This is a genomic window from Paenibacillus sp. FSL R5-0490 (assembly GCF_001956215.1).
Classification (GTDB): domain Bacteria; phylum Bacillota; class Bacilli; order Bacillales; family Cytobacillaceae; genus Cytobacillus.
Genome location: NZ_MRTQ01000017.1, coordinates 86,898 through 113,042, shown reverse-complemented (window position 1 = coordinate 113,042; position 26,145 = coordinate 86,898). Strand labels below are relative to the sequence as shown.

The window sequence follows — 26,145 nt, the reverse complement described above, 5'->3', positions numbered from 1 at the left end:
TGATTAAGCTCGAGTTGTCTTTTCAAAAAAGACTAATGATTTAAACGTTGACGTATTGTTCGTTCAGTTTTCAAAGATCAATTTCTCTTGTTATATTTTACCTAATCGCTCAGAGGCGACTTTATTAATATAACATGTGTTGTTTTTATCTGTCAACACTTTTTTTACAAGTTATCCGCCGTCTGTGAAAATGTTTTTCGTTCATATCGCAGCGACGGATATAAATATAACAAGGATTTAAATAAAGGTCAATAGCTTTTAAAGTTTTTTTACGATAATTTTTTTTTGAGTTTGTAATACCTGTGATAAATTCCCTGACCTTTTGTTTCTATGTTTACTACTTCTATGAAATGCTTATCAATCAAATACTCAAGAAGCATGCTTAAGTCAACCGCATAAAGATGAAGTTCATCATGGTTCATAATATCGTGGATGGACCATTCTTCTTTCTCAGCAAGCACGTCGGCAAGATGACTGATTCCTTGTTTCGTTCTCGAATGGATTAAGAATTCACTTGCAAGAAACAGCAGCTCCAGCCTTTTTTCAAGCGGCTCCTGGCTATTCACCAATTCTTCATACAGCTTCATGATTTCAGGCTCAATTTGCTTTACCTGATTCCAGACAGTTACTTCCGGATGGAATCCATTTTCGATAACAGCAAGCCTGGCCAGATGATGAAGGGAATGAACAATATGGTTATAGGCATCAAAATAATGGCGGTTTTCAAAGAAGGCTTTGCCATCCATATATCGTCTGATCAGCTTGGCAAACTCAAGACCCATTTTTAATTTTCGCCCATAGAAAGGAAACTCTCTTAATTCCACCTTCAGGTTATGAATATATTCGTTTCGATCAAATAAAACTTTTCCATTATAGAGCCAATCAAAGATTTTCCGGTTCGACCCCAGCAGGATCCATTCGCGAAGCTGCTTATCTGTCACGATATGCAGAGCCGCTTTTTTATCTTTATATGTGTAATGTTTAACAAATACAGGTTCATCTGCTTCCTCAACAAGGATCAGCAGTACAGCATCAAATGTATCAGTAGCAGGAATAGCCTTTTGCATTTTTTCGGTCATAATCACGCCTAGAGTGTTTGTCTGGCTTGCCCGTTCCTGGTATATAGGACGGAGAATATCTTCCATCATAATTCCTCCATTTTATTGATAGCGTATATCTTCGACAATTATAAATGAAATCCTTCCTAAAGGTGAGACATTTTTCGACACCATTCTATATTAATATTTATTTAAGCAAAAGGAATGTGGTATAGTTAGTTTTTAGGAGGGAGCAGTATGGCTAAGTACTCAAATAAAATCAATAAGATTCGTACATTTGCCCTTAGTTTAATTTTCATCGGATTTATCGTTATGTATCTCGGAATATTCTTCAGAAATTCCGCTCTTCTCATGACAATATTTATGCTTCTCGGAATGCTCTGCATTCTTGCCAGCACCGGTGTTTATTTTTGGATCGGCATGCTTTCAACAAAAACCGTGCAGGTGGTTTGCCCGAATTGCGGAAAACACACAAAGATGCTTGGCCGCGTTGATATGTGCATGTACTGCAATGAACCTTTGACGCTTGATCCAAATCTTGAGGGCGCTGAATTTGATGAAAAATACAACAAAAAAAATACGAAGCAGAGCTGATTTATCTCCTGCTTCCATATTCAAGTTCTAAAATGACCGGCTCTCCAACAGCCGGTTTTTTATTGGATTAAAAATAAAAAGCTGACAGCATTGCGCCGGCAGCTTTAAAATTTTATTAGTGAGCTTCTTTACTTGCACAATCCGGACATGTTCCGTAAATCTCCATTCTATGATGGCTGATTTTAAAACCTGTAACATGCGAAGCAAGGTGCTCTACTTCATCCAGGCCAGGATAGTGGAAGTCTACAATCTTGCCGCAGCTTTCACAAATGACATGATAATGATGAGTGGTAACAAAATCGAAGCGGCTAGATGCGTCACCATATGTCAGTTCCTTTACCAGGCCAACCTCACGGAATACTCGTAAATTATTGTAAACTGTTGCCACACTCATATTTGGGAATTTCCCCTCTAATGCTTTGTATATATCGTCAGCAGTCGGGTGTGACATGGAGTTTATTAAATATTCAAGTATCGCATGACGCTGCGGAGTGATACGCACTCCAGTGTCTTTTAAAGTATCCAGCGCCTCTTTTAATTCCATATGCGCCACCGCCATGCACCTCTTTTCTAACAAATATTCTTACTTTATAATCTTTATAAATAGTGTACTAATTTTTTACCACATTTGTCAATATTACAAACACCTTAATAGAGGGAATCAGCTCTCTTCATCATGAAGCGACTGCTCACCAGTGCCCAAATGGTGATTCACAAATCGCGCAGCAACGAACAGCAGATCTGACAGTCTGTTCAGATAGATTAGAACGAGCGGATTCACTTCTTCACCGAGTGACACCGCACATCTTTCCGCTCTTCTCACAACAGTTCTCGCTACGTGGAATGCCGCTCCTGAAGGATGACCGCCAGGCAAAATAAAGTTATTAAGCACAGTAAGATCAGCTTCCCACTCATCAATTTGCGTTTCCATGAAGGTGATATCCTCTTCCTTTATCGTCCATTTAACTTCTTTTCCTGAGGGCGTTGCCATCTCTGCTCCTGCATGGAACAAGTCAGTCTGCACTTTATGGAATACCTGCTCCGTTTTTTCTTTACCGCTGAAATACTCGCTTCTTAAATGGCTTAAGGCCAATCCAATCATGGAATTCGCCTCATCACATGAACCGTAGGCCTCTACACGAATGTCATTCTTACTGACTCTCTGTCCATACATCAGTGATGTTGTCCCCTTATCCCCCGTTTTGGTATAAATTCTCATATCAATACCCTCTTTCAACATCGACCACATTCATATAATCTTTGTTATTTTTTATATATGTATGAAGGTTATGCTTAAAAATTTCAAAAGATCTTGGTAAATAGTTTTTTGTTCGGCTTGAAAGGTGAGGTGTGACGGTTACATTCTCCATCCTCCAGAAAGGATGTCCTTCAGGCAGAGGCTCATTTTCAAAAACATCCAGATACGCATGTGAAATCTGGTGTTTTTCGAGTGCAGATAGAAGCACCTTTTCCTCGACAAGATCCCCTCTTCCTATATTCATAAACACAGCAGAATTCTTCATAGCAGCGAAATGCTTTTCTTTTAACAGAAATTTAGTTTCAGTCGTGCTGGGAAGGACAGAAACGATAAAATCAGCTTCAGGAAGGATCACGGTGAGCCTGCTGAGTGGAAAAATACGATCTGTCCACACATTTTCCCGTCCGCTCCTATTCACTCCAGCCACTTTCATTCCAAAGCATTTGGCGAGCCTTGCAATCTCTACCCCTATTGCACCAACACCGATAATTAATAAGGTTTTTCCATGCAGCTCTTCCATTGGCAGATTTCGATTCCAAACTTCTGCCTTTTCATTTTCAGCCAGCAATGCTCTTTGTTTAACATGCCCTAACATAGTTCCAAGTGCAAATTCAGCCATAGGGATTTTATGGATTCCTCTTGCATTTGTAATTAAGATGCCTTTCTCCTTGCAGGCTTTCAAGGGCATTTCATCCATTCCCGCTGACATCACCATAATCCACTTTAGTTTTGTCGCTTTATGAATATATTCCTCTGTCAAATCTTCTCCATAGGTAATAAATACTTCAGCATTATAAAAGGATTCCCCTGCAGCTTCTATTCCATCGAAAAACAGGAAATCTCCTTCAGGAAAATCCCGAATTACTTCCTGGCGCAGCTCTTCATGAGGCAAAATGGAAGACACAATTTTCATAAACTCCACTCCAACGTAGTTTTATTCATCATACCATCCATTGCTGAATGGTAATAAGAAAAGCGCAAGCGCCTTGCCCACCCCCGACTAGCACAAGACGAGCCTCCCTGAAAGGCGTTCTTTGCCTTTTTGGGAGGATTGCCCGAAATGTGGAGGCGACTGCTCAGGGACAACAAGCATAAGACTAGCCCTGCAAGAAGGTGTTCTTTCCTTCTGGAAGGGATTGGCTTATGTCTCGAGTCCCTAGGAGCCGCAACAAGCCAAGCTTGTGACCTCGTGGGGGTAGGCTGCTTGCGCTAGACAGTTATCGACGTTCAAAAATTATATACTTTCTTATCTTTATAAAAAAAACGAACCTGTTCAGGTCCGTTTCGAAAAAGTATCTGAGGAGGTATGCCCTAATAAAATGATATGCAAAACTTGTTCTTCGGAATGGACAAAAGCCTTGTTCCTGTAAAAAATAGGCAACCCATTTAAGGCTGGGTCAAATTCTCCTTAATATACTCCAGTGCCTCCTCAACATGATCCTTGACCTTTACCTTGCGCCATTCTTTCACGAGCTTGCCTTCCTGGTCAATAATAAAGGTTGAACGCTCAATCCCCATATATTCTTTCCCAAAGTTCTTTTTTAATTTCCACACACCGTACGCCTCTGCCGCATGATGGTCTTCATCTGCAAGCAGCAGGAAAGGCAGTCCGTGTTTTTCAATGAATTTCTCATGCCGGCTAAGCGGATCAGGGCTTACTCCTAAAACGACTGCGTTCACCTCTGCAAAATTCTGATGCTGGTCCCTGAAATCACATGCCTGAGTCGTGCAGCCAGGTGTCATGTCTTTCGGGTAAAAATACAGAACAACATTTTTCCCGCGGTAATCTGATAATCTCACTCTTTCACCATTGCTTGCCTCAAGCTCAAACTCCGGAGCCGGTTTACCTATTTCAATTGCCATTTTCATTCCTCCTGTTGAATAGGTTTCTTACTCTAAGCCTATCCAACTTTTCCGTCAAAAACAACTGATATCATTATAAAGCACGGTCACCTGCATCAAATACTACCCTGGCTACGAATGCGGCCGGGATGACATAGCCGATTAACGCTTCCAGTACGGCAATAAGCCTGCCTATTCCAACAGGACTGACATCTCCATACCCAACAGAAAAAAGAGTTACCGCACTAAAATAAAAACCCGTTTCCAGCCTCTCGAGGAAACCGGTTTCCATATACTCAGTGCCGTCCATCAAAACCACCAGCCCATGTAAATCAAGCCAAATATATATCAGCCCAAATCCAATCAGAATCGTTGCATATAAACTTATGAGATAAAGGAAATTCTCCACAGACACCCATCTTCCCTTGATCTTGGCGGATGAAAAAAGAGTCTGCAGACTCATGATCATGCACAGCACGATTAAAATCAGCGATAAATAAAAAGCCATACTGCACCTCATTTCGAAATGCCTTCCAATTCATTTATACGCTCATGGCCTTTCCCATATGACAGCCTGTCTCGGAAACTCTTTCTGTTCGCCCCCAAAAAAAAACCGGGATTTTATCCCAGTTTTAATTGCCCGCTCCCCGATATCGCTTAACACCTGAATTCCAGGTGAGGATCGAGATGCCGAAAAATACGATTCCGATTACAGGTGTTAAAAAGGAGTACAAAAACCATTCTTCTTTCCCCAGAAAGTAGGAAGCCGGATATACACCGACAAAGGCAAACGGAAGAACCCAGGTGAGGACAAAGCGTATAACACTATTGTAAATATCAACCGGATACCTTCCATAATTCCCGATGTTATACATCATCGGCATGATAGATGTTCTGGCATCTGCCCAAAAGCTGATACAGGCAATCAGGACAAAGATGCCTCCATACACAAGCATTCCGCCTATCACAAATAAGAAAAACAAGAACGGGTCAGTCCAGGAAATCCCTAAACCAAGGCTGTTTCCGGCGTAGATCATAACACCAATGCCTGTTACGGCCCCAAACAGGGATTCAAGCTCCATCCGTTCCAATACGATTTGAAACAAACTATGAATCGGCCTGGTTAATATCCTGTCTAGTTCTCCTTTTACTATATATCTCTCATTAAAATCCCAAATATTAAAGAACGATGAAAACAGCGCATAAGGCACAAGGAAAAACCCGTAAATAAAGATAATTTCATCCCTCGTCCAGCCGCCAAGCAAATTGGTATGCCCAAATACGACTAAGATAAAAATTAAATTAACTGCCTGAAAAAGAAGATCAGAAAAGATTTCTACAAATAAATCTGCACGGTACTGCATTCTTGTTTTCATATATTGGGCGACATATTGAAAGAAAATGGCTATATAAAACATGCGTCACCCTCCTTGAATAATGAGCTGTTTTTTCGCTATGATCCACAGAACCTGAATGGGTATGATCAGAATAAGAACCCAGATCCCCTGCATAATAATCGCCTGGATGGTTTCATTATTCGAAAAACTATTTGTAAAAATCATGCTCGGCACATAGCTGATACCTTGAAAGGGCAGAAATTTTAATACATCCTGTGCCCATACCGGAAAAAAGCTGATAGGAATCAGAAGGCCGGAAAAGAGATCAATCACTACTCTTTTTGCCCGGATAAGCCCGGTGTTATTAAATAAGAAGAAAGTGGTAATACCTGTCAGCAAATTAATTTGCGTATTAATAAAAAAACTTAATACAATCGATACCGCAAAGAAAATCCAGGTCGTCCAATCCGCAGAAAATTGAAGCGGAAAAATGAACGAGACGATAACCATGCCCGGAACGGAGAAAAAGAAGAAACGGAATATTCCTTCCCCCAGTCCCTGCATCGTTTTCATCCCCAGATAATTATATGGGCGGATCAGCTCCACCGCTACTTTTCCTTCTTTAATTTCAGCAGCCATTTCCCGGTCTATATTATTAAAGTAAAACGCTCTGGCCATCCAGGCTACCGCCACATATGTCGACATCTGGATCACAGACATGCCCTCAATAGCATCTTTTTCTCCATAAATGGCACTCCACAAGAAATAGTAAGCGCCAATATTAATGCTGTAGATCAGAATGCCTGTATAATAATTGGTCCTGTAGGCAAGCATCATCAAAAAACGGATCCGAATCATTTCGATATACTTATCCACAGGAACACCCCCGGGTAAAAGTAAATTCTTTCATTAAGATATCCCCCGGTCATAAATATTTCTTATGATTTCCTCTGTTGAAGTTTCTTTAATATTGATGTCTTTCACTTTCAAATCCGCAACCACCTTGGCAATCAGCAGGGAAATCAGTTCATCATTATCCTCTGTAAAGGCTGTAAAGATCGCTTCTTTTTCATCTTTTTCCCATTTCACTTCCGATGAAGCCGTTATTCGGTTTAAGTCGTTTAGGGTTACATCTTCAAGGAACTGGAATTCTATTTCCTTCCCTTCCCCCCATTTTTCCTTAAGGCTTTTTAAGGCTCCATCATAAATGATTTTCCCCTCATCCAGCATCACTACGCGTTCGCACAGCGCCTCGATATCAGACAGGTCATGAGTAGTCAGCAGAATGGTTGTATTATATTTTTCATTAATTTCTTTTAAAAACTCCCTGATCTTCAATTTAACAAGCACATCAAGCCCAATAGTCGGCTCATCCAGGAACAAGAGCGGCGGATTGTGGATGAGTGCTGCTGCCAGTTCACACCTCATTCTCTGTCCGAGTGAAAGCTTCCGGACCGGCTTATCGAGCAGAGGCTCAATATCCAGGGTTTTGATTACATGACCCATATGGCTGTCGTATTGCTCATCAGTAACTTTGTACACCTTCTTGAGCAGCCTGAAGGATTCCTGAACAGCAATATCCCACCAAAGCTGGGATCTCTGGCCGAAGACAACTCCAATTGTGCTGACGAATTTTTCTCGGTCTTTATGAGGATTCATTCCATTTACGATCACTTCGCCGCTTGTCGGGGTCAGGATTCCTGTCAGCATTTTTATGGTCGTTGACTTCCCCGCTCCATTTTCACCTATATAGCCAACCATCTCGCCCTGCTTTACATTAAAACTGATATTGTTTACCGCTGGCACAATCTTATAATTTCTTGTAAGCAAGTCACGGAAAGCACCCTTTAATCCGGCACGGCTCGAATAAGCTTTAAATTCCTTTTTTAAGTTCCGGACTGTTATTGCATCATTCATTTTTATTCCTCCTGCCAATTAATGCCCTAATGAAATAGTTTAGACAAACAGCGCCTTCTTCACAACTAGATTGCTTCAAATCCTATTTTTAAAATACAGAATAATCCGCCTTCCCTTAGGATTGGACGAAGCCCCTTCCAAACATGTTAAAATAATGACGGAAATATAAATGGATTTTTTCAGGAGGATTAACATGCAATTTACTAATTCTGAACGGCTGCATAAACAAGCTATAGAACATATTGTTGGAGGAGTAAACAGCCCTTCCCGCTCCTATAAAGCAGTTGGCGGCGGCTCACCGGTCGCAATGGAACGGGCACATGGCGCTTATTTCTGGGATGTGGACGGCAATCAATATATTGATTACCTGGCTGCATACGGCCCCATCATTACCGGGCATGCCCATCCGCATATTACAGAAGCCATAAAAACAGCTGCTGAGCGCGGAGTATTATATGGAACTCCGACACCACATGAAGTGAAGTTCGCCGAGATGCTTAAGGAAGCAATGCCTAATTTGGACAAAGTCCGTTTTGTGAATTCAGGTACTGAAGCCGTTATGACAACGATCCGTGTGGCAAGGGCCTATACGGGAAGGGACAAAATCATTAAGTTTGCCGGCTGCTATCACGGCCATTCCGATCTTGTCCTGGTTGCTGCAGGCTCAGGGCCTTCAACACTTGGAACGCCTGACTCTGCCGGAGTTCCAAAGAGCATTGCCCAGGAAGTGATCACGGTTCCTTTCAATGAAATCGAACCATATAAGGAAGCGCTGGAAAAATGGGGTGACCAGATCGCTGCTGTGCTGGTGGAGCCGATTGTCGGCAACTTTGGAATTGTTGAACCAAAACCGGGGTTCCTGGAGCAGGTTAACGAATTAACACATGCAGCCGGTGCGCTTGTCATTTATGATGAAGTCATCACAGCTTTCCGTTTTATGTATGGCGGCGCTCAGGATCTGCTTGGTGTAAAACCGGACTTGACAGCCATGGGGAAAATCATTGGAGGCGGCCTTCCAATCGGTGCTTATGGCGGAAAGAAAGAGATTATGGAAACAGTAGCTCCTTTAGGTCCAGCTTATCAAGCTGGCACAATGGCTGGAAATCCGGCATCGATTCTATCAGGCATTGCCTGTCTCGAAGTTTTAAAGCAGCCTGGTGTCTATGAATATCTGGACAGACTGGGAGAAATGCTTGAAAAAGGGATTAGCGAGGCAGCTGAAGAACATAACATCCCCATTACCATTAATCGATTAAAAGGTGCCCTGACCATCTACTTCACGGAAGAAAAAGTAGTGAATTATGAGCAGGCGGAAAATACAGATGGAGAAATGTTTGCAAAGTTCTTCAAGCTGATGCTCAATCAGGGTATAAACCTGGCTCCTTCAAAATACGAAGCCTGGTTTATGACAATCGCGCATACAGAGGATGATATTCAAGCCACCATTCATGCGGTGCAAAACGCATTTCAGCAATTAAAAGACGAATAAATATTCACTATTTTATACACCGACGGGAGCAGAAATGCTTCCGTTTTCTTTATCCCCAACAATGAAAACGTTTACAACAGTAGAGTTTTTTTATACAATTGCCTATTTCCTCCTACAAACAATATCCAACTTTTTGTATAAATAATTGATTTCTGAAAATTCATATGATATGATGGGAGAAATCTTTTGTGTAAGAGCGGATTACGCTGACATAAAGAACATTATGTCCTTGCAGCATATCCCGAATTATCCAACTATTCATTCAATAAATGCTACATGCATTTACCTTTCAAACCAAAGATAATTTTGCAATACCCTCATTTAAAACCCGTAAACAAAAAAACTTATAGATTACTATTTTTCAGGAGGTGAACGGCTTTAAGGCGCAGCCTTATTTTCAGCCGAATTTTATGACATTACAGCAATGGAGTCCTTCACTTTTTAAAGAGTTTCACCGCCAGGAGCACGATGCATGCGGCATCGTTTCTGCTATGGAGAAAAAGAAAGTCCCAACCCGCGAAAATATTTTCAGCTGCATCAATGCACTTGTTACGATGAATCACCGTGCCGGTTTTATTAATGGAGAAGGCGACGGTGTAGGGATCCATATTGATATCCCGAGAGAGCTGTGGAAAGAAAAGTTAAAGGAAGCGGGAGCCGATTCTAACGCATCAGAAAAAGATGGATTTGTAGTTGGACATGTATTTATGTCCAGGAAACAGGATACTGAATTACTGAAGACAATCTTGCTGCAAAAACTCGCTGACGCAAATCTGACGGTTATTTATGCATCTGACGAAGTAACCGAATCTTCAGCTTTAGGACCGATTGCCATCCAGGAAAATCCGGTATTCTGGCAGTTTGCCTGTTTAGCAGAATCGAATAGTGCAGAGCTTTCCAAAAAACTGTTTGAATTAATTGTTGATTTTGAAGAGAACGAACATGTCCATGTCGCCTCCCTTAGCCAGCATCATGCTGTGTACAAAGTTATGGGAGCCGGAGATATTCTTCCGAAATATTATCACGACCTGGCAAGCCCCCTTGTTGCCTCAACCATGACGCTTGGGCATAATCGCTATTCAACTAACACATTATCAAGCTTCTTCCGTGTGCAGCCTTTTAGCGTGCTGGGACACAACGGGGAAATCAACACCATTGCCAAGCTTAGGGATGAAGCCAAAATGGTCGGCGTTCCGCTAGTAAAAGACGGCAGTGACTCACAGGATCTGAGCAGAACGCTTGAAACGTTTATTTGCCGTGACGGCTATACTCTCTTTGAAGCAATGGACGTCATGTTCCCTCCTATCGTGAATGAAATCAAGTCATACCCTGAGCATCTTCAGGATATGTACGCCTATATCCGGGAAGCATGGGGACATTTTGCCCAGGGGCCTGCAGGAATTATTTCCAGATTTGCCGATGAGGCAGTGTTCAGTGTCGATGCATTGGGCCTTCGCCCGCTGTGGATGCTGGAAACCGAAAGCTCCTACCTGTTCTCATCAGAACCAGGAATCATCTCATCCAGTGAATATGTTAATGAGCCAAAGCAGCTGTCACCAGGTGAAAAGGTGGGGCTGAAATGGGACGGTGATACCCTGGCTGTTTACGAGCACAGCCATTATCAGGCTGAAGTTTTCAACCGATTTTCAATGAGAGTGAACGCTGAAAACTACAGGGTTCGCCTGCAGTCACCAAAATTGGAAAAAACCATTACTGTAAATTACCCGGATAAGATTCATAACGGGCAGTATAAAGCGTTCGGCTGGGAGAGAGACCATGTCCAGCTTGTCGAGCAGATGGCAGAAAAAGGAGCAGAGCCAATCCGTTCTCTCGGACACGACTCACCTTTAGCAGCACTGAATCCTCAGCGGAAAAACATCGCAGATTTTATTAAGGAAAGTGTTGCTGTCGTTACAAACCCTGCCATTGACCGTGACCGGGAAACCGAGCATTTCTCAACCCGCACGATTATCGGCCAGCGTCCTTCTTTATTTGAGAAACAGGAGCAAGGGGCCGTTATTGAATTGCAGACTCCTATTTTACTAGAAGGCAAAGCAGGCTTTGAATGTTCCGATGAGCTCAATCAGCCGAGCTATGACCAGGTAACCGGCTTCTATCAGGAACAAAAGCTGATATCTTATTTATCTTCCACATTTACGAAAGATGAAACGGTAAAAGAAGCTTTAGACCGTTTAGCAGCAGAAGCGGTTGATGCGGTCAAAAATGGCAAAACCCTGCTTGTCCTGGATGATGCCAATGCTCATCAGGAGGACGCTTACTGGATTGATCCGCACCTGGCCGTCTCTGCGATCGATCAGGCTCTTGTCAAAGAAGCATTGCGCCGTGAATGTTCCCTGCTGCTCCGGTCAGCTTCAATCAGATCGCTTCATGATATCATTACCGCATTCGGTTTAGGCGCTGATATTATAAGCCCTTACTATATGTTTATGACGGTCCTTGGCGAATCTGATACACCGCTGAAGAATTTATACTCAGCACTGACTAAAGGACTTGAAAAAGTCATTTCCACTATCGGGATTCATGAATTAAGGGGCTATGGCAGGTTGTTCTCTGCCATCGGTCTTCATGAGGAAGTAGCCGGATATCTGAATATCGTCAACTTCTTCGGATCTAAAGAACTTTCATTCAGCTTCAGCGTTTTAAAGGAAGACGCTTTTGCCAGAGCGGAAGATTACCAGAATGAAAAGGAACGGATCGGAAAAACGTTCAGCCTTTTCCCGCGCATCTGGAAAGCGATCGGCGAAGTGGCATCGACTGGTGACTATAGTGTTTACAAGGAAAAAATCACTGAACAGGAAGACCAGAACCCTACAACAATCCGCCATTTAACCGGATTTAAGGAAACGGCTTCTCATCTGAAGCCGGAAGATATCAGCTTGCATGTGGGCGAGCATGACCTGCCATTTGTCATCTCATCCATGTCCTTTGGATCACAAAATGAAACAGCCTTCAGAGCCTATGCTGAAGGTGCTGACCGCTTGAACATGGTCAGCCTGAATGGTGAAGGCGGAGAAATCAAGGATATGCTTGGAAAATATCCGAGAACCCGCGGACAGCAGGTAGCATCAGGACGCTTTGGTGTTAATGCCGAGCTCCTGAATTCATCCAACCTGCTGGAAATAAAAATTGGGCAGGGTGCAAAGCCTGGTGAAGGGGGTCACCTTCCTGGATCCAAGGTAACGGCAAAAATTGCAGAGGCGCGTAATGCAACAATTGGATCGGATTTGATTTCACCTTCCAACAATCATGACATCTACTCGATTGAAGATTTGGCACAGATGATTCACGAGCTTAAGACAGCCAATGACAAAGCCAAGGTTGCTGTTAAAGTGCCGGTTGTACCGAATATCGGAACCATTGCAGTCGGGATTGCAAAAGCTGGTGCTGATATCATCACTTTGAGCGGTTTCGACGGAGGTACAGGGGCAGCGAGAATTCACGCCCTTCAGCATGTAGGCCTTCCAGTTGAGATTGGTGTAAAGGCAGCTCACAACGCACTGCTGGAAGCAGGCATCCGCGATAATGTGGAGCTTTGGGCTGATGGCGGCATCAAGAGTGCTGCAGACGTGTTGAAGGTTATGCTGCTGGGTGCTAACCGTGTAGGCTTTGGTACACTTTCCATGCTTGCCATCGGCTGTACGACATGCCGCGGCTGCCATCTTGATACTTGCCATGTTGGGATTGCCACACAAATAGATTCAGAGGCACAGGCGAAAGAACATGGCTTAAGAAGATTTGTTCCGCGCCAATTCGACCTTGCTGTTAAAGGCATCATGAACCTGTTTACTGCTTTTGGCGAAGAACTGAAAGCATTGGCAGCTTCTGTTGGCATAAAAAATCTGCAGGATGCAGTAGGCCGTTCTGATCTGCTTGTACAGATTAAAGGACAGGATCAGCTGGACCTGACTCACCTGCTGAAAACACTTGAAATCGGCCAATTTTCTGCCCAGGAAGCACCTGAAGCCCTGCAGGAAGCACAGCTGCAGGTAGCTGTTGGAGCAGAGTATCTCGACGCAAGTGTAGAAGAACTGGATCAGTCACGTGAATTCCATAGCGTCACTTCCGAGCAGCGTGTACTGGGTAGCCGGGTTTCCTGCCACCGTGTAAGAAACAGACTCGACGGTTCTTACAAAACGCTTCCGCAAGTTGATTTGAAATACAAAGGCGGTTCCATCCCGGGCAATGGCCTTGGAGCTTACAACAGCTTCGGCATCAACATCGAAGTTGCCGGAGGAGCACAGGATGGCATCGGAAAAACTTCTTTCGGCGGACAAATTAAAATCTTTAAAGCAAAAGGCAAAAATGGCAAGTTCTATAATGGCTCTGTTGGTAAAGGCTTCGGCTATGGAGCACAGGAAGGCTTGCTTGTAGCTCAAGGAAATGCTGACGCCCGTGCCGGAATCAGATTATCCGGAGCGGATATGATTATCGGCGGCCAGGTAAGAAAGCCGCTTCCTGAAAAGGAATACGGCAATATCGGTTCAAATGCCAACATTAAAGGGTTTGCCTTTGAGTATATGACGAATGGCCGAGGCCTTGTGCTGGGCGATGCCGGTCCATGGATCTGCGCAGGTATGACAGGCGGTGTTGTTTACTTAAGACACCAGCCGGAAATGGGCTTAACAAAAGAAGCCATCCAGCGCAGAATTGCCAAAGGAGCTAAAGTCTCCGTTACTTCTCTTTCTGATAAAGGAAAGGAAGATGTTAATGAACTGCTTGGCCAATACATTGCCATGCTGAATGATCAAGGACAGACAGAAGAAGCTTCAGAGCTTGCTTCCCTTCTTAATCATCCGGAAGACCACTTTGTTCAAGTTATTCCGGTCAAAGAGCAGGCAGACCCGTCTGTTTCCACAGAGTGATTATCTGCATCTGCACAATCAAGCCCCACCCGTTTCTGCGGATGGGGCTTTTTGTCTTCTTTAAGGCACCCTTAACTTTTTTACTAACTTTTAATAATAATTTCATAAAAATGCCCCTTGAACTTCTTTCCATATCCCTGTATAGTACAATATTGTTTAACAATGAGCAAAATCGTTTAAAGTAGGTATAATTACTGCTTTTACGTTAAATCGCTTTTCAATGAACCCAATTTTTACGAAAGAAAGGACATACATTGTATGAAACTTGGCGCCCGCATACTTAAGACGGGAATCGCAATCATTCTAGCTCTATTATTATCAGAACTCTTTCAGCTTCCTGCTCCTATTTTTGCAGGAATTGCCGCTATTTTTGCCGTTCAGCCGACCATTTACAGATCTTATCTTTCTATTGTGGAACAGATCCAGGGGAACGCAATTGGCGCATTAATTGCCGTGATTTTTGTGCTTTTATTCGGCAACCATGTCTTCATCATAGGCCTGGCAGCTATTATTGTTATCACGATTAATCTTAAGCTTAAAATAGAAAACACAATTGGACTTTCACTTGTAACCCTGATTGTCATCATGGAGACACCGGGCGATACCTTTCTGCAATTTGCTCTTATTCGATTCTCAACCGTAATGCTCGGGGTATTGTCAGCTTTTATCGTTAATCTTGTATTTCTGCCTCCTAAATACGAAAACAAGCTATATTTTAAAATATCCAATAACACAGAGGAAATTACCAAATGGATCAGGCTTACCATACGCCATGCATCTGAACACAGACTTCTGAAAAACGATATTGATAAAATGAAAGACAGCAATGTTAAGCTTGAACAGCTGTATCTAATGTATAAAGAGGAAAGAAATTATTTTAAACGAAATGATCTGGTTAAATCCAGGAAACTCGTTATTTACCGCCAAATGATTTCCACTGTTAAACGGTCACTGGAAACATTAAAAAAGCTTCATCGCTTTGAAAATGATCTGCAGCAAATGCCAGAGGAATTCCAGCATGCTGTGCAGCAGCAGCTTGATATTCTTATTCATTATCACGAACACGTCATGCTTAAATTCATCGGGAAAGTTCGTCCGAATGTAGTGTTTGAGGAAGGCGACTTCAGTCTGAGCAGAAAGGAACTGGTGAACCTTTTCCTGGCTCAGCAAAAAGAACATGAACATGATGAAGAATCCATTCTCCCGCATATCATGCAGATAGTATCAGCTATTGTTGATTACGATGAACATGTGGAGCACCTGGATAAGCTTATATCAAGCTTTCAGTCATATCATAAGGAAGAAAATGAGGTTTCCATACCGGAGAATGCCGAGTAGACTGTGGTCTATTTTCAACTTAATTCATAGGAAAAAGCAGCTGATGTTCAGCTGCTTTTTGTTAATTCTTCATACGCGGATCAAGTGCATCCCTTAATCCATCACCCATTAAATTAAATCCGAGAACTGTAAGCATGATCGCAAGTCCCGGGAAGATCATCGTCCATGGAGCCTGTATCAAATATGCCTTCGCATCAGAGAGCATTTTCCCCCATTCAGGATTTGGCGCTTCTGCACCAAGGCCAAGGAATCCAAGGGCAGCACACTCAATAATCGCTGTTGCAATCGCAAGTGTTCCCTGTACAATGATTGGCGCCATACTATTTGGCAGAACATGCCTGAAGAGAATACGGCTGTTGCTCATCCCAATCGCTTTTGCAGCCATAATATATTCCTCCTGTTTGACACTCAGCACCCTTGAACGGATCAGTCTGCCAAAATTGGGAATATTGATAACCGCAATGGCAATCAGGGCATTTCTTAATGATGGACCAAGTACAGCCACAATCGCAATAGCCAGCAATATGCTTGGGAAAGCAAGCATGATATCAAAAATACGGGAGATGATGGTATCAACCCATTTGCCATAATACCCTGCTACTACACCTAAAAGGCATCCAACCACAATAGATCCGATTACGGCCAAAAAACCTACCCATAATGAGATCCTTGCCCCATAAACAACCCTGGAAAAGATATCCCGGCCGAAGTCATCTGTTCCAAACCAATGCTGGCTGGATGGAGCCTGAAGCCTTTTTGAGAGCATCTGTTCATTAATCCCCTGCGGTGCAATAAGCGGTGCAAATACAGCAAGAAGAACGAAAAACAATACAATAATGGTGCCGATTAAAGCCAGTTTATTTTTTCTAAAGCTCCTCCATGCTTCCACCCAGGGGGAAACCGCTTTTTCTTCAGCTGGCATAATAGGCGGCTGAAGGTCTTTTTGTGTTGAAAGTTCCAAGTCTGTTCCCCCTCCTTAATTATATTTAATCCGCGGATCAATTGCTGCATACAGCAAGTCCACCACCAGATTGATCATGACAAAGATAAATGCAATGATAAGTATGCCTGACTGGATAACAGGATAGTCCCGATAGTTGATAGCCTCATAAATATACCGTCCGATTCCCGGCCAGCTGAAGATCGTTTCCGTTAAAATGGCGCCTCCCAGCAATAATCCCATTTGAAGGCCGATAATCGTAAGAACTGGAATGATGGCATTCTTTAATGAGTGCTTATAAACAACCCAGAACATTCTCAAGCCTTTGGCCCTCGCTGTTCTGACAAAATCGGATCTCATTACCTCAAGCATCGTAGAACGGGTAATTCTCGCAATGATCGCCATTGGGATGGTCGCCAGGGCAAATGCCGGCAGAATCAGGTGTCTGATGACATCCCAGAATTGATCGATTCTTCCCTGCAGGAGAGTATCGATCATATATATGTTCGTTATGGCTTCAATCGGATTTCTTACTTCTTCCCTTCCCGATGTAGGCAGCCAGTCCAGCTTAATGGCAAATGCCCACTGCTCCATCAAGCCGAGCCAGAAGATTGGCATGGAAACGCCAATAAGCGCCAGCACCATTGCCACATAATCAAACCATGAATTCTGATACCAGGCACTGATGATTCCGGCATTCACACCGATAAAAACAGCAATTAACATGGCAACGAATGTAAGTTCAATTGTTGCAGCCAGATACGGCCAAATTTCCTGGCTTATTTCCGTTTTAGTCCGGAGTGATTCTCCAAGATCTCCCGTAATAAGCCCGCCCAGATATGTAAAATATTGAAGGTACCAAGGCTGATCCAGCCCCAGCTGCTTCGTTAATTCCTCTACTGCTTCTTTTGTTGCCAATTGTCCCAGGATAATCTGTGCCGGATTACCTGGTATTGCCCGGATCATAAAAAAGACGATCAGCGAAAGCCCCAACAGAACGGGAATTAGGGAAAACAGACGTTTAAGTGTGTAGGACAGCATTGCCATCTCACCTCTCTTGAAGGGTTAAAATATTTTGGAATAGAAAAGGGAGCTACAGAACTGTACTCCCTTTTCCTTGAATATAAGAAGTATACTTATGTCACTTGTACTACAGCTTATTTAAATTCTACAGTTGCCAGTAAATCAGAACCTGTTGGATGCGGTTTGAAGCCAGTGATATCAGCTTTACCCGCAAGGATTGGTCTTGAGTGAACAAGCGGAATCCACGGAGCATCTTCTTTGATCAGAAGCTGAGCCTCTTTGTAAAGTTTTTCACGCTCTGCCTGGTCTGCACTTGCCTGAGCTTTTACAAGCAGTTCATGCACTTCAGGGTTTTTGTAATAAGAGTAGTTGTTGGAACCAATGCTGTCCTGATCTAGAAGAACATACAGGAAGTTATCAGCATCCCCATTATCGCCCGTCCATCCTAATAGGAATGTATCAGCTTCACCATTCTTGGCTTTATCCAGGTAAGTACCCCACTCATACGTTACAATCTTTGCTTTTACGCCGATTGCATCAAAGTTGGCTTGAAGTGCTTCAGCCACTTTTTGTCCATCCGGCATATATGGTCTAGGAACCGGCATTGCCCATAGCTCCATTTCAAAACCATCTTCATATCCTGCTTCTTTTAAAAGTTCCTTAGCCTTCTCAGGGTCATACTCATAATCCTTAACGTCATCATTGTAACCTGCTACAACTGAAGGCATTGGGTTTTTCGCAGGTTCAGCTGCACCGGCATAGAAAGCATCAATAAGAGCTTGCTTATCAACTGCATAGTTCAATGCCTGGCGGACTTTTTTATCTTTTAATGGTCCACGTGTGCTTGTCAATCCAAGGTAAGCTACGTTTAATGATGGACGTTCAAACGTTTGAAGATCCGGATTTCCTTCGATTTGGCCAACATCACTGAAGTTAACACCATCGATTAAGTCGACTTCGCCTGTAGCCAGGGCGTTCAGACGAGCAGAGTTTTCAGGAATGACACGGAAGATAACTTCATCAAGCTTTGGAAGGCCTTCCTGCCAGTATTCTTCATTTTTCACAAGAGTGATGCGGTCGTTTGCTTTGTATTCCTTAAATACAAATGGACCTGTTCCCACCGGGTTGTGAAGGAATTTTTCACCGTGCTTTTCAATCGCAGCCGGGCTTGCAATTCCAAATGGAGACATTGCAAGGTTCTTTAAGAATGGTGCAATTGGCTTGTTTAAAGTAAACTCAACTGTGTAATCATCTACAGCTTTTACTTCAGAGATTTTATCCCCAAACTGAGAGTTATAGTAATAGAACTGCTCAGCGCTTCCAGCTTTCCATCTTTCAAAGTTGAAGACAACTGCTTCAGCATTGAAATCAGTTCCATCGTGGAACTTTATGCCTTCACGAAGCTTCAATGTATGCTTTAGCCCGTCTTCGCTCATTTCCCATTTAGTAGCAAGGCCAGCCTGAATTTCTGTATCCTGCTCACCAAATTCGATCAGAGTTTCATAGATGTTTTTTGTAACTTTAAAAGATTCGCCTTCTGTTGTAATAGCGGGATCAAGTGAAGTAGAATCACCGCCGCGGCCAAATACTAATGTACCGCCTGATGACGCTTCTTCTGTATCTGTACCTTTCTCTTTATCCTTTTCGTCTTTCGTTCCGCTGCTTGAGTTGCTGCTGCAGCCGGCAAGAGCCAGCGACAGTAACAAAGCTGCAACCAGGAACCAAATGCCATTGCGCTTCTTCATTGTTTTCCCCCTTTTTTTCTTTTGCCGGTATCGGCTATTTACATATTTATCATCCATGCAGTTCTGCCCTATATAGCTCAGCTATAAAGATGGCAGGCTGCAAAGTGACCCGGTTCAATTTCCTTCAGCTGCGGCCTATCTGTTTTGCAGATTTCCATGCATTCTTTACATCTCGTATGGAAGGCACATCCGGCTGGCGGATTCTGCGGACTTGGAATGTCCCCAGTTAATAGCTCCCTGTCTTTCTTTAAAGTCGGGTCAGGGATGGGAACTGCACCAAGCAATGCCTTTGTGTAAGGATGCAGCGGCTTATCGTAGAGCTGGTCAGAGGTTGTGATCTCTACTAATCTTCCAAGATACATAACACCAACTCTATCACTGATATGTTTAACTACCCCGAGATCATGGGCAATGAATATATACGTCAGCTGAAATTCTTTTTGAAGATCTTCCAGCAGGTTGAGCACCTGTGATTGAATGGATACATCAAGTGCTGAAACAGGCTCATCTGCAATGATCAGCTTAGGCTTGGTCATCAATGCTCTTGCGATTCCAATCCTCTGCCTTTGGCCTCCGCTGAATTGGTGCGGATAGCGTTTGGCATGGTAGCTGCTGAGGCCGACAACCTCAAGCATCTCTCTTACCCGCTGTTTACGTTCTTCTTTGTTCCCAATACCGTGGACAATGAGAGGCTCTTCCAAAATTTGCTCAACAGTATGGCGGGGATTTAATGACGCAAACGGATCCTGGAACACCATCTGCATTTCCTTTCTCATCTTGCGCATTTCCGATGAGTTTAGGGAAGTCAGGTCCTTGCCATCAAAAACTACTTTCCCCTCTGTTGGTTCAATCAGACGCATCAGCATTCTTCCTGTGGTTGATTTGCCGCAGCCAGATTCACCTACAAGGCCAAGCGTTTCTCCTTTGTTAACGAAGAAGCTGATATCATCAACCGCTTTCACGTCACCCTGTTTTCTTCCAAACAGACCCCCTGTTACGGGAAAGTATTTCTTTAACTGATTAACTTCCAACAGCACTTCGGTCATCAATGACACCCCCAGACTCATGCAGGAAACAGCGCACTGTATGCTGTTCAGCATTATTGGCGTTATAAAGCGGAGGACTTTCCGTCATGCATCGGTCATGGACAAATTCACAGCGCGCTGCAAAACGGCATCCAGTCTTGATGGAGCCCGGTTTTGGGACATTTCCCGGAATGGAATATAATCGCTCCTTTTTCTCTCTTACATCAGGCACTGATTGCAGAAGCCCCTGGGTATAAGGATGCTTTGGATTTTTGAATATCTCTTCTACTGGAGCTTCCTCCACTATTTTCCCGGCATACATGACAATTACCCTCTCACATACTTCCGCTACTACGCCGAGATCATGCGTAATCATGACTATGGCTGTGTCGAGCTTTTCATTAAGATCCTTCATAAGGGCTAATATCTGGGCCTGGATGGTCACGTCTAAAGCAGTTGTCGGCTCATCTGCAATCAGAAGCCGAGGATGGCAGGACAAGGCCATGGCAATCATTACCCTCTGCCTCATTCCCCCTGACAGCTGGTGGGGATATTCCTTTACTATCTGCTCTGCCCTTGGCAGACCAACAAGCTTAAGCATTTCAACCGCCTGCTGGATTGCAGCCTTCTTATTTAATTTTTTATGTAATTTGATTCCTTCTGTCAGCTGATCTCCTATTGTAAATAACGGATTCAATGAAGTCATCGGCTCCTGAAAAATCATAGCCACTTCATTTCCCCTTAATTCACGCATTCTTTTTTCTGATGCTTTAACGAGATCTTCTCCATCTAAAAGAATTTCACCGCCAACAATTTTTCCCGGGGGCTGTGGAATCAGCTTCATAATGGATAGAGATGTAACACTCTTCCCGCAGCCTGATTCTCCTACTATCCCCAGAATTTCACCCTTGTTGACCGAAAAGCTGATATCATCCACAGCCGGAACTTCTCCATCTGAAGAGAAAAAGGATGTCCTTAGCTGTTTTACATCTAAAACTGGAGCTTGAGTCACACGGATACTCCTTTCCTGATCGTCCTTTTCTATGAAATGGGACATTTTTAACAATTTTGGACCTTAGGTCACTATCTTTTTTTCATTCTATAAAAAAAGATTGGTTAAGTCTACTCATTTTTCTAAATTATTTAAATATAGTAAACATTATATATTTTTAAATATGGATTTGTAAGTAATATCCTACTAATAATTATGAAAAAGATGGAGATTAATGACCGTTAATTGCCGGAAGCTGTTTTAACACTATAGTAATTTAACGCATTGCTATAAAAAAGCACACAAATAAAGCCGGCCCTGTAATAGAGCCGGCTTTTATACCTAATTTTCAAGCTGCTGAACTTGAAAAAGCTTATAATAATTCCCTTGTTTTTTCATTAATTCGTCATGGCTTCCCGCTTCAGAAATTTCACCATGCTCTATCAGAATAATTCTATCTGCATGTGTGATGGTGGAAAGTCGATGGGCCACGATAAAAGTCGTGCGGTCTTTAGCCAATTTTTCCAGTGCTTCCTGTATCAGATGTTCACTCTCCAGATCAAGGGCTGAAGTGGCTTCATCCAGCACAAGGATCGGCGGATTTTTCAAAAAGATTCTCGCAATGGCAATTCGCTGCTTCTGCCCTCCCGACAGTTTCACACCGCGCTCGCCAACCTTGGTATCATAGCCTTCAGGCAAATTCATAATAAATTCGTGGGCATTTGCAGCCTTGGCAGCATCGATTACTTCCTCTTCAGTGGCATCGGGTTTGCCGAGCAGAATGTTAGTTTTGACCGATTCACTGAACAGGATATTATCCTGAAGCACCATCCCGATTTTATCGCGAAGGCTCCTTACTTTAAACGAACGGATATCAGTGCCGTCAAGAAGAATTCGGCCTTCATTCACATCGTAAAAACGCGGAATCAGCCCTACCAGTGAGGATTTTCCTCCTCCGCTCATCCCTACAAGGGCAATCGTTTCCCCTGCTGATACATCGAGATTTATTTCCTTTAATACCGGAGGCTCAGTCTCATTGTAGGAAAAGCTCACTCCTTCAAATTGGATATGCCCTTTAACATCACGGCATTGAATGGCATCAGGTGAATCGTCAATATCGTATTTCTCATCTATTAACTCAAAGACCCGGTCCATGGATGCGATTGATTGGGTTAAGGTGGTTGAAGAATTAACAAGTCTTCTGAGCGGTCCGTACAATCTATCTATATAAGCGACAAATGCCATCATGACTCCGAGGGAAATATCTCCCTGGATAACCTGATATCCTGAATATCCAATGACTAAAAGCGGTGATATGTCTGTAATGGTGTTCACTACTGCAAATGCCTTTGCATTCCACTTTGTATGGTCGATCGCTTTTGTCAGGAAATTCTTATTTTGCGCATCAAATTGGGTTTGCTCATAATCCTCAATGGCAAAGCTTTTAACAACTGCCATTCCCTGAACACGTTCATGCAGGTAGCCCTGCACCTCTGCAAGAGCCTGTGAACGGGCCCTTGTCAGCTTTCTGAGGTTTCCAAAAAAGTACTTGACTGAGAAAGCATAAAATGGAAATAACAGCAGCGACACAATCGTCAGCGTAACGTCCATATTCAGCATAATGACAACTGCAATTAATATGGTTGCCACATCAAGCCATAAATTCATTAAACCGGTCACGACGAATGTTTTGGTTTGCTCAACATCATTTATGACCCTGGAGATCACTTCCCCTGTTCTGGTATTTGCATAGAATCGGAAGCTTAACTTTTGAATGTGGGTAAAAAGCTTATCCCTGATATCATACAGAATTTTGCTTGCCACCCACTGGGCAAAGTATTGCCGGTAATACTCAATTGGCGGACGGGCGATGACAAATAAAGCAATCATCACAGCCATAACCATTAACAGTGTGCTGTTCTTATCGCTCTGACTCAAAGCATCATTGCCAATAATATCATCTATTACATACTTAATCAGAAGCGGAATCAAAAGCGGTATGGCAAATTTAATGATGCCTATGATAATGGTTCCGATAATCTGAAGCCGATACGGCTTAACGAACTTCAAATATCTTTTTATACTGTCCAACCGGATCGCTCCCCCTCTCTGTCTCATTCCCTGTTATTTTCTTAAACTTACCCCTAAACCCGGCAATCATGCAGATTCATGGCGAAAAGCGCAAGCGCCTTGCCCCCCCTCGGCAAGCTTGTGACCCCGAGGGGCAGACTGCTTGCGCTGGACAAAAATAAAAACCTGCTGACTCAAGGTCCAACAGGCGTTTTTTTCGGCATTCAGCCCTTTTTTAGCGTCTGTAAGTAAGATAACGTTCATACCATATATCAATAAAGTCGGGTGCAAAAGGACCTTTTCTCTGACGGATCCAATGGATGAGGTTGTCCACATTTGATTTAAGGATGCTGTCAATCACATCGGGATAATTCATTTCCTGACGGTGCCGTTCATACTCGTCTTCGTCAAGCAAATTGAATGTCATGTCCGGATATACTTTAATATCGAGATCATAGTCAATATACTTTAACGCTTCTCCATCAAAAATAAATGGTGAACTAATATTACAGTAATAATAAACACCATCTTCCCGAATCATTCCAATCACATTAAACCAGTGCTGAGAATGAAAATAACAAATGGCTGGCTCTCTCGTCACCCATGTTCTTCCGTCAGATTCTGTTACGATTGTCCGGTCATTTCCGCCAATCACAAGATTTTGAGTCCCTTTTAATACGGTTGTTTCCTCCCAGACGCGGTGGATATGCCCATTATGTTTATAGCTGTGTATTTGCATTGGTTCGCCTTCGATGGGTACCGCCATTCTTTTTCCCCTACTTTCCTTCCGGAAGCTTTGCAACCTGATAATACTTTTTTGGCGCCTTTAATAGGCTTCCTCCCCTTCATGCTTAGCATATACTGCACAGCATGACTCAATAATATCAAAAGAAAAAGGCAACAAAGTACGATTCCTGTTTTCTACTATTATAACGGTAAAAGGAAATTTTTAAAACAAAGAGCCATTGAAATGTATCAACGGCTGTAAAAAAAGGATATAATAGCTTATTTTATAGGTATTGAAGACAACGAAAGATTATAGAGAGTTTATCTTTAAACGGTTACATTTACTTTCTGATAGGAGCGGATGACCTCTTCGGTCTGTTCCTCAAATATACGATGAATTTGTTTGAGCTCTTCTTTCATTCTGGCAATTTCATACTGAACACTTTCAAGCTCTGTTTCCTGCTGAATGGCTTTTAATTCCTCTTCAATCTCCTGGCAGCGCTCCAGCTCACTCTGCAGATAAAGAAGTTTTTCCATCGTTTTCATCTGTTCTGAAACTAAACTGTTAAAGTTCTCCATGTTTGTTCCACCGTCCCCATTATTTTTCCTATTTCTATAATTTCGCTGTACCTTTTTTTAACCCTTTGACTAGTTATGTTGACTTTATGGAAGTTTTGTCGAAGGAGCAGAGCAGCACAAAAAAAGAAGCCGCCCTTTCCATTTAAAAGGCGGCTTCTTTCTTTAGATGTAATTAGCGGCTTTGTTTGCCTGCATTTTGACCTTTGCGAGCTTCAGCTTGCTGGTTTTGCTGTCTTACTTCAGCAGCATTTGTTTCGCTGGCAAATTCAGTACCGTATTGGCCTTGGCCAGCAGATTGTGCGTTTTGTTGTCTCACTTCTTGAACGTTAGTTCCAGCTTGAGATTGGTTTGGTTGTTTAGCCATTATAATCACCTCCACGCTCATTAATTTAACCGGGAGTGGAGGAAACTATCCAACTTTTTTGCAAACCAAAAATATCCATATTTAATTAAACAAGCAGAGAAATGCCGCCATCTACAATAATCGTCTGACCGCGGATCATGCTGGATTCCTCACCTAACAAAAACATAACCGTATTCACCATATCGTCAATTTCAACCATTCGTCCTGCAGGTGTTTTTGTTTTTGCTTCTTCGAGAAGCTCTGCACGGTTAGGGAAATGTTTTAAAGCCTCTGTATCCACTGCACCGCCTGAAACAGCGTTTACAGTGATATTTTTAGGAGCCAGTTCAACAGCCAGGTAACGTGTCAATGCTTCCAATGCTGCCTTGGAAACCCCTACAGTCGTATAGTTTTCCAGGTAGCGAATCGATCCCAGTGAGCTGATGCTTACAATTTTTCCGCCGCCACTTTTCTCCATTAGCTTTGCAGCTTCCTGACCGCAGAAAAGCAGGGCTTTGCTGTTAATATTCATCGTCCAGTCCCAATGAGATTCTTCCAGTTCCATAACCGGACGCAGAACCCCGGAAGCTGCATTGTTGACAAACACATCGAGTCTTCCGAATTCACGGTCAATCTCAGCGAACAGTCCTTTAATTTTCTCTACATCCCCAACGTTTGCTTTTACAACCAGGGCTTTTCTGCCGAGCGCCTCAATTTCAGCTGCTGTTTCATTTGCAGCTGATTTGCTGCGTGCGTAATTGATGACAATGTCATAGCCTTCTTTGGCAAGCCTGATGGCTGTCGCCTTTCCAATTCCTCTGCTGCTTCCTGTTACCAGTGCTACTTTTTGTGTCATGATTCAATTTCCTTTCTGTTATGTATTTCTGTTGTTTAAGGATTTTTATCAAGGGAATTTATAAACAAAACACCTTACCGATTTCATTTTAGCTTTTTCCATGTATATATGGCAATTCGAATTAAAACACT

Annotated in this window: 23 protein-coding genes; 4 read left to right on the top strand and 19 right to left on the bottom strand. The window is 42.9% G+C overall.

The genetic code is table 11. The features are described 5' to 3' along the window. Nucleotides 1-269: 269 nt before the first annotated feature. Nucleotides 270-1,145: a nucleotidyltransferase-like protein gene (locus BK139_RS15265; protein WP_076260375.1), complete on the bottom strand. Its 876-nt coding sequence runs from the start codon at nt 1,143-1,145 to the stop codon at nt 270-272. 150 nt (nt 1,146-1,295) lie between these two features. On the opposite strand from BK139_RS15265, the gene BK139_RS15260 reads away from it, so the two are divergent. Then, the gene (locus BK139_RS15260) at nt 1,296-1,652 is read left to right on the top strand and encodes a YgzB family protein (RefSeq protein WP_048010460.1); all 357 of its coding nucleotides are present in this window, start codon (nt 1,296-1,298) and stop codon (nt 1,650-1,652) included. 115 nt (nt 1,653-1,767) lie between these two features. On the opposite strand, the gene perR is transcribed toward BK139_RS15260, so the two are convergent. The 8 genes from perR to BK139_RS15220 all read right to left on the bottom strand — a co-directional run bounded on the left by perR (nt 1,768) and on the right by BK139_RS15220 (nt 8,006). Then, complete coding sequence (gene perR / locus BK139_RS15255; protein WP_162272000.1) at nt 1,768-2,205, bottom strand: peroxide-responsive transcriptional repressor PerR; 438 nt, start codon at nt 2,203-2,205, stop codon at nt 1,768-1,770. Nucleotides 2,206-2,313: 108 nt separating this feature from the next. Next, nucleotides 2,314-2,871, bottom strand: coding sequence for a cob(I)yrinic acid a,c-diamide adenosyltransferase (locus tag BK139_RS15250; protein WP_076260372.1), 558 nt, complete (start codon nt 2,869-2,871; stop codon nt 2,314-2,316). Between the two features lies 1 nt (nt 2,872). Beyond that, the gene (locus tag BK139_RS15245; protein WP_076260370.1) at nt 2,873-3,823 is read right to left on the bottom strand and encodes a D-2-hydroxyacid dehydrogenase; all 951 of its coding nucleotides are present in this window, start codon (nt 3,821-3,823) and stop codon (nt 2,873-2,875) included. A gap of 473 nt (nt 3,824-4,296) precedes the next feature. Next, nucleotides 4,297-4,773 (bottom strand): thioredoxin-dependent thiol peroxidase, encoded by a 477-nt coding sequence (bcp, locus tag BK139_RS15240; RefSeq protein WP_076260368.1) that lies wholly within the window; start codon nt 4,771-4,773, stop codon nt 4,297-4,299. 73 nt (nt 4,774-4,846) lie between these two features. Beyond that, the gene (locus BK139_RS15235) at nt 4,847-5,260 is read right to left on the bottom strand and encodes a potassium channel family protein (RefSeq protein WP_076260365.1); all 414 of its coding nucleotides are present in this window, start codon (nt 5,258-5,260) and stop codon (nt 4,847-4,849) included. A gap of 124 nt (nt 5,261-5,384) precedes the next feature. Next, a complete protein-coding gene (locus BK139_RS15230) occupies nt 5,385-6,170 on the bottom strand; it encodes an ABC transporter permease (RefSeq protein ID WP_076260363.1) in 786 nt (261 codons plus the stop codon). 3 nt (nt 6,171-6,173) lie between these two features. Beyond that, a complete protein-coding gene (locus tag BK139_RS15225) occupies nt 6,174-6,965 on the bottom strand; it encodes an ABC transporter permease (RefSeq protein WP_076260360.1) in 792 nt (263 codons plus the stop codon). A 33-nt stretch (nt 6,966-6,998) separates the two neighbouring features. Continuing rightward, the gene (locus BK139_RS15220; RefSeq protein WP_076260358.1) at nt 6,999-8,006 is read right to left on the bottom strand and encodes an ABC transporter ATP-binding protein; all 1,008 of its coding nucleotides are present in this window, start codon (nt 8,004-8,006) and stop codon (nt 6,999-7,001) included. A 193-nt stretch (nt 8,007-8,199) separates the two neighbouring features. On the opposite strand from BK139_RS15220, the gene BK139_RS15215 reads away from it, so the two are divergent. The 3 genes from BK139_RS15215 to BK139_RS15205 all read left to right on the top strand — a co-directional run bounded on the left by BK139_RS15215 (nt 8,200) and on the right by BK139_RS15205 (nt 15,716). Continuing rightward, nucleotides 8,200-9,495 (top strand): glutamate-1-semialdehyde 2,1-aminomutase, encoded by a 1,296-nt coding sequence (locus BK139_RS15215; RefSeq protein ID WP_076260356.1) that lies wholly within the window; start codon nt 8,200-8,202, stop codon nt 9,493-9,495. A gap of 410 nt (nt 9,496-9,905) precedes the next feature. Next, on the top strand, nt 9,906-14,378 hold the full coding sequence (locus BK139_RS15210; protein WP_076260382.1) for a glutamate synthase-related protein: 4,473 nt from the start codon (nt 9,906-9,908) through the stop codon (nt 14,376-14,378). 258 nt (nt 14,379-14,636) lie between these two features. Beyond that, entirely contained in the window at nt 14,637-15,716 is a 1,080-nt protein-coding gene (locus BK139_RS15205; protein WP_076260354.1) for an FUSC family protein, read from the top strand. Nucleotides 15,717-15,777: 61 nt separating this feature from the next. Here the strand turns inward: BK139_RS15205 and nikC are convergent, their stop codons facing one another. The 10 genes from nikC to fabL all read right to left on the bottom strand — a co-directional run bounded on the left by nikC (nt 15,778) and on the right by fabL (nt 26,014). After that, complete coding sequence (gene nikC / locus BK139_RS15200; protein WP_076260380.1) at nt 15,778-16,638, bottom strand: nickel transporter permease; 861 nt, start codon at nt 16,636-16,638, stop codon at nt 15,778-15,780. 54 nt (nt 16,639-16,692) lie between these two features. Then, a complete protein-coding gene (locus BK139_RS15195; protein WP_048010462.1) occupies nt 16,693-17,697 on the bottom strand; it encodes an ABC transporter permease in 1,005 nt (334 codons plus the stop codon). Between the two features lie 116 nt (nt 17,698-17,813). After that, nucleotides 17,814-19,424, bottom strand: a complete 1,611-nt coding sequence (locus tag BK139_RS15190) for an ABC transporter substrate-binding protein (RefSeq protein WP_076260352.1) — start codon at nt 19,422-19,424, stop codon at nt 17,814-17,816. 77 nt (nt 19,425-19,501) lie between these two features. Continuing rightward, on the bottom strand, nt 19,502-20,470 hold the full coding sequence (locus BK139_RS15185) for an ABC transporter ATP-binding protein (protein ID WP_076260350.1): 969 nt from the start codon (nt 20,468-20,470) through the stop codon (nt 19,502-19,504). Beyond that, nucleotides 20,445-21,461 (bottom strand): ABC transporter ATP-binding protein, encoded by a 1,017-nt coding sequence (locus BK139_RS15180; protein ID WP_076260348.1) that lies wholly within the window; start codon nt 21,459-21,461, stop codon nt 20,445-20,447. The genes BK139_RS15185 and BK139_RS15180 overlap by 26 nt, the downstream gene beginning before the upstream one ends. Before the next feature lie 321 nt (nt 21,462-21,782). Further along, nucleotides 21,783-23,531, bottom strand: a complete 1,749-nt coding sequence (locus tag BK139_RS15175) for an ABC transporter ATP-binding protein (protein ID WP_076260345.1) — start codon at nt 23,529-23,531, stop codon at nt 21,783-21,785. Nucleotides 23,532-23,745: 214 nt separating this feature from the next. Continuing rightward, nucleotides 23,746-24,276, bottom strand: a complete 531-nt coding sequence (gene ntdP, locus BK139_RS15170; protein ID WP_009335840.1) for a nucleoside tri-diphosphate phosphatase — start codon at nt 24,274-24,276, stop codon at nt 23,746-23,748. Between the two features lie 287 nt (nt 24,277-24,563). Then, nucleotides 24,564-24,815: a YgaB family protein gene (locus BK139_RS15165; RefSeq protein ID WP_035333110.1), complete on the bottom strand. Its 252-nt coding sequence runs from the start codon at nt 24,813-24,815 to the stop codon at nt 24,564-24,566. Nucleotides 24,816-24,987: 172 nt separating this feature from the next. Beyond that, complete coding sequence (locus tag BK139_RS15160) at nt 24,988-25,179, bottom strand: gamma-type small acid-soluble spore protein (protein WP_048011778.1); 192 nt, start codon at nt 25,177-25,179, stop codon at nt 24,988-24,990. Nucleotides 25,180-25,264: 85 nt separating this feature from the next. Beyond that, nucleotides 25,265-26,014: an enoyl-[acyl-carrier-protein] reductase FabL gene (gene fabL, locus BK139_RS15155; protein ID WP_076260341.1), complete on the bottom strand. Its 750-nt coding sequence runs from the start codon at nt 26,012-26,014 to the stop codon at nt 25,265-25,267. Nucleotides 26,015-26,145: the final 131 nt, after the last annotated feature.

Coding starts and splice junctions, on each gene's coding strand:
- bcp (WP_076260368.1), bottom strand. CDS start 4,773: ATGGCAATTGAAATAGGTAAACCGGCTCCGGAGTTTGAGCTTGAGGCA.
- BK139_RS15265 (WP_076260375.1), bottom strand. CDS start 1,145: ATGGAAGATATTCTCCGTCCTATATACCAGGAACGGGCAAGCCAGACA.
- BK139_RS15235 (WP_076260365.1), bottom strand. CDS start 5,260: ATGGCTTTTTATTTATCGCTGATTTTAATCGTGCTGTGCATGATCATG.
- BK139_RS15210 (WP_076260382.1), top strand. CDS start 9,906: ATGACATTACAGCAATGGAGTCCTTCACTTTTTAAAGAGTTTCACCGC.
- BK139_RS15190 (WP_076260352.1), bottom strand. CDS start 19,424: ATGAAGAAGCGCAATGGCATTTGGTTCCTGGTTGCAGCTTTGTTACTG.
- BK139_RS15195 (WP_048010462.1), bottom strand. CDS start 17,697: ATGCTGTCCTACACACTTAAACGTCTGTTTTCCCTAATTCCCGTTCTG.
- ntdP (WP_009335840.1), bottom strand. CDS start 24,276: ATGGCGGTACCCATCGAAGGCGAACCAATGCAAATACACAGCTATAAA.
- fabL (WP_076260341.1), bottom strand. CDS start 26,014: ATGACACAAAAAGTAGCACTGGTAACAGGAAGCAGCAGAGGAATTGGA.
- nikC (WP_076260380.1), bottom strand. CDS start 16,638: ATGCCAGCTGAAGAAAAAGCGGTTTCCCCCTGGGTGGAAGCATGGAGG.
- BK139_RS15250 (WP_076260372.1), bottom strand. CDS start 2,871: ATGAGAATTTATACCAAAACGGGGGATAAGGGGACAACATCACTGATG.
- BK139_RS15260 (WP_048010460.1), top strand. CDS start 1,296: ATGGCTAAGTACTCAAATAAAATCAATAAGATTCGTACATTTGCCCTT.
- BK139_RS15215 (WP_076260356.1), top strand. CDS start 8,200: ATGCAATTTACTAATTCTGAACGGCTGCATAAACAAGCTATAGAACAT.
- BK139_RS15245 (WP_076260370.1), bottom strand. CDS start 3,823: ATGAAAATTGTGTCTTCCATTTTGCCTCATGAAGAGCTGCGCCAGGAA.
- BK139_RS15205 (WP_076260354.1), top strand. CDS start 14,637: ATGAAACTTGGCGCCCGCATACTTAAGACGGGAATCGCAATCATTCTA.
- BK139_RS15230 (WP_076260363.1), bottom strand. CDS start 6,170: ATGTTTTATATAGCCATTTTCTTTCAATATGTCGCCCAATATATGAAA.
- BK139_RS15185 (WP_076260350.1), bottom strand. CDS start 20,470: ATGACCGAAGTGCTGTTGGAAGTTAATCAGTTAAAGAAATACTTTCCC.
- BK139_RS15165 (WP_035333110.1), bottom strand. CDS start 24,815: ATGGAGAACTTTAACAGTTTAGTTTCAGAACAGATGAAAACGATGGAA.
- BK139_RS15160 (WP_048011778.1), bottom strand. CDS start 25,179: ATGGCTAAACAACCAAACCAATCTCAAGCTGGAACTAACGTTCAAGAA.
- BK139_RS15220 (WP_076260358.1), bottom strand. CDS start 8,006: ATGAATGATGCAATAACAGTCCGGAACTTAAAAAAGGAATTTAAAGCT.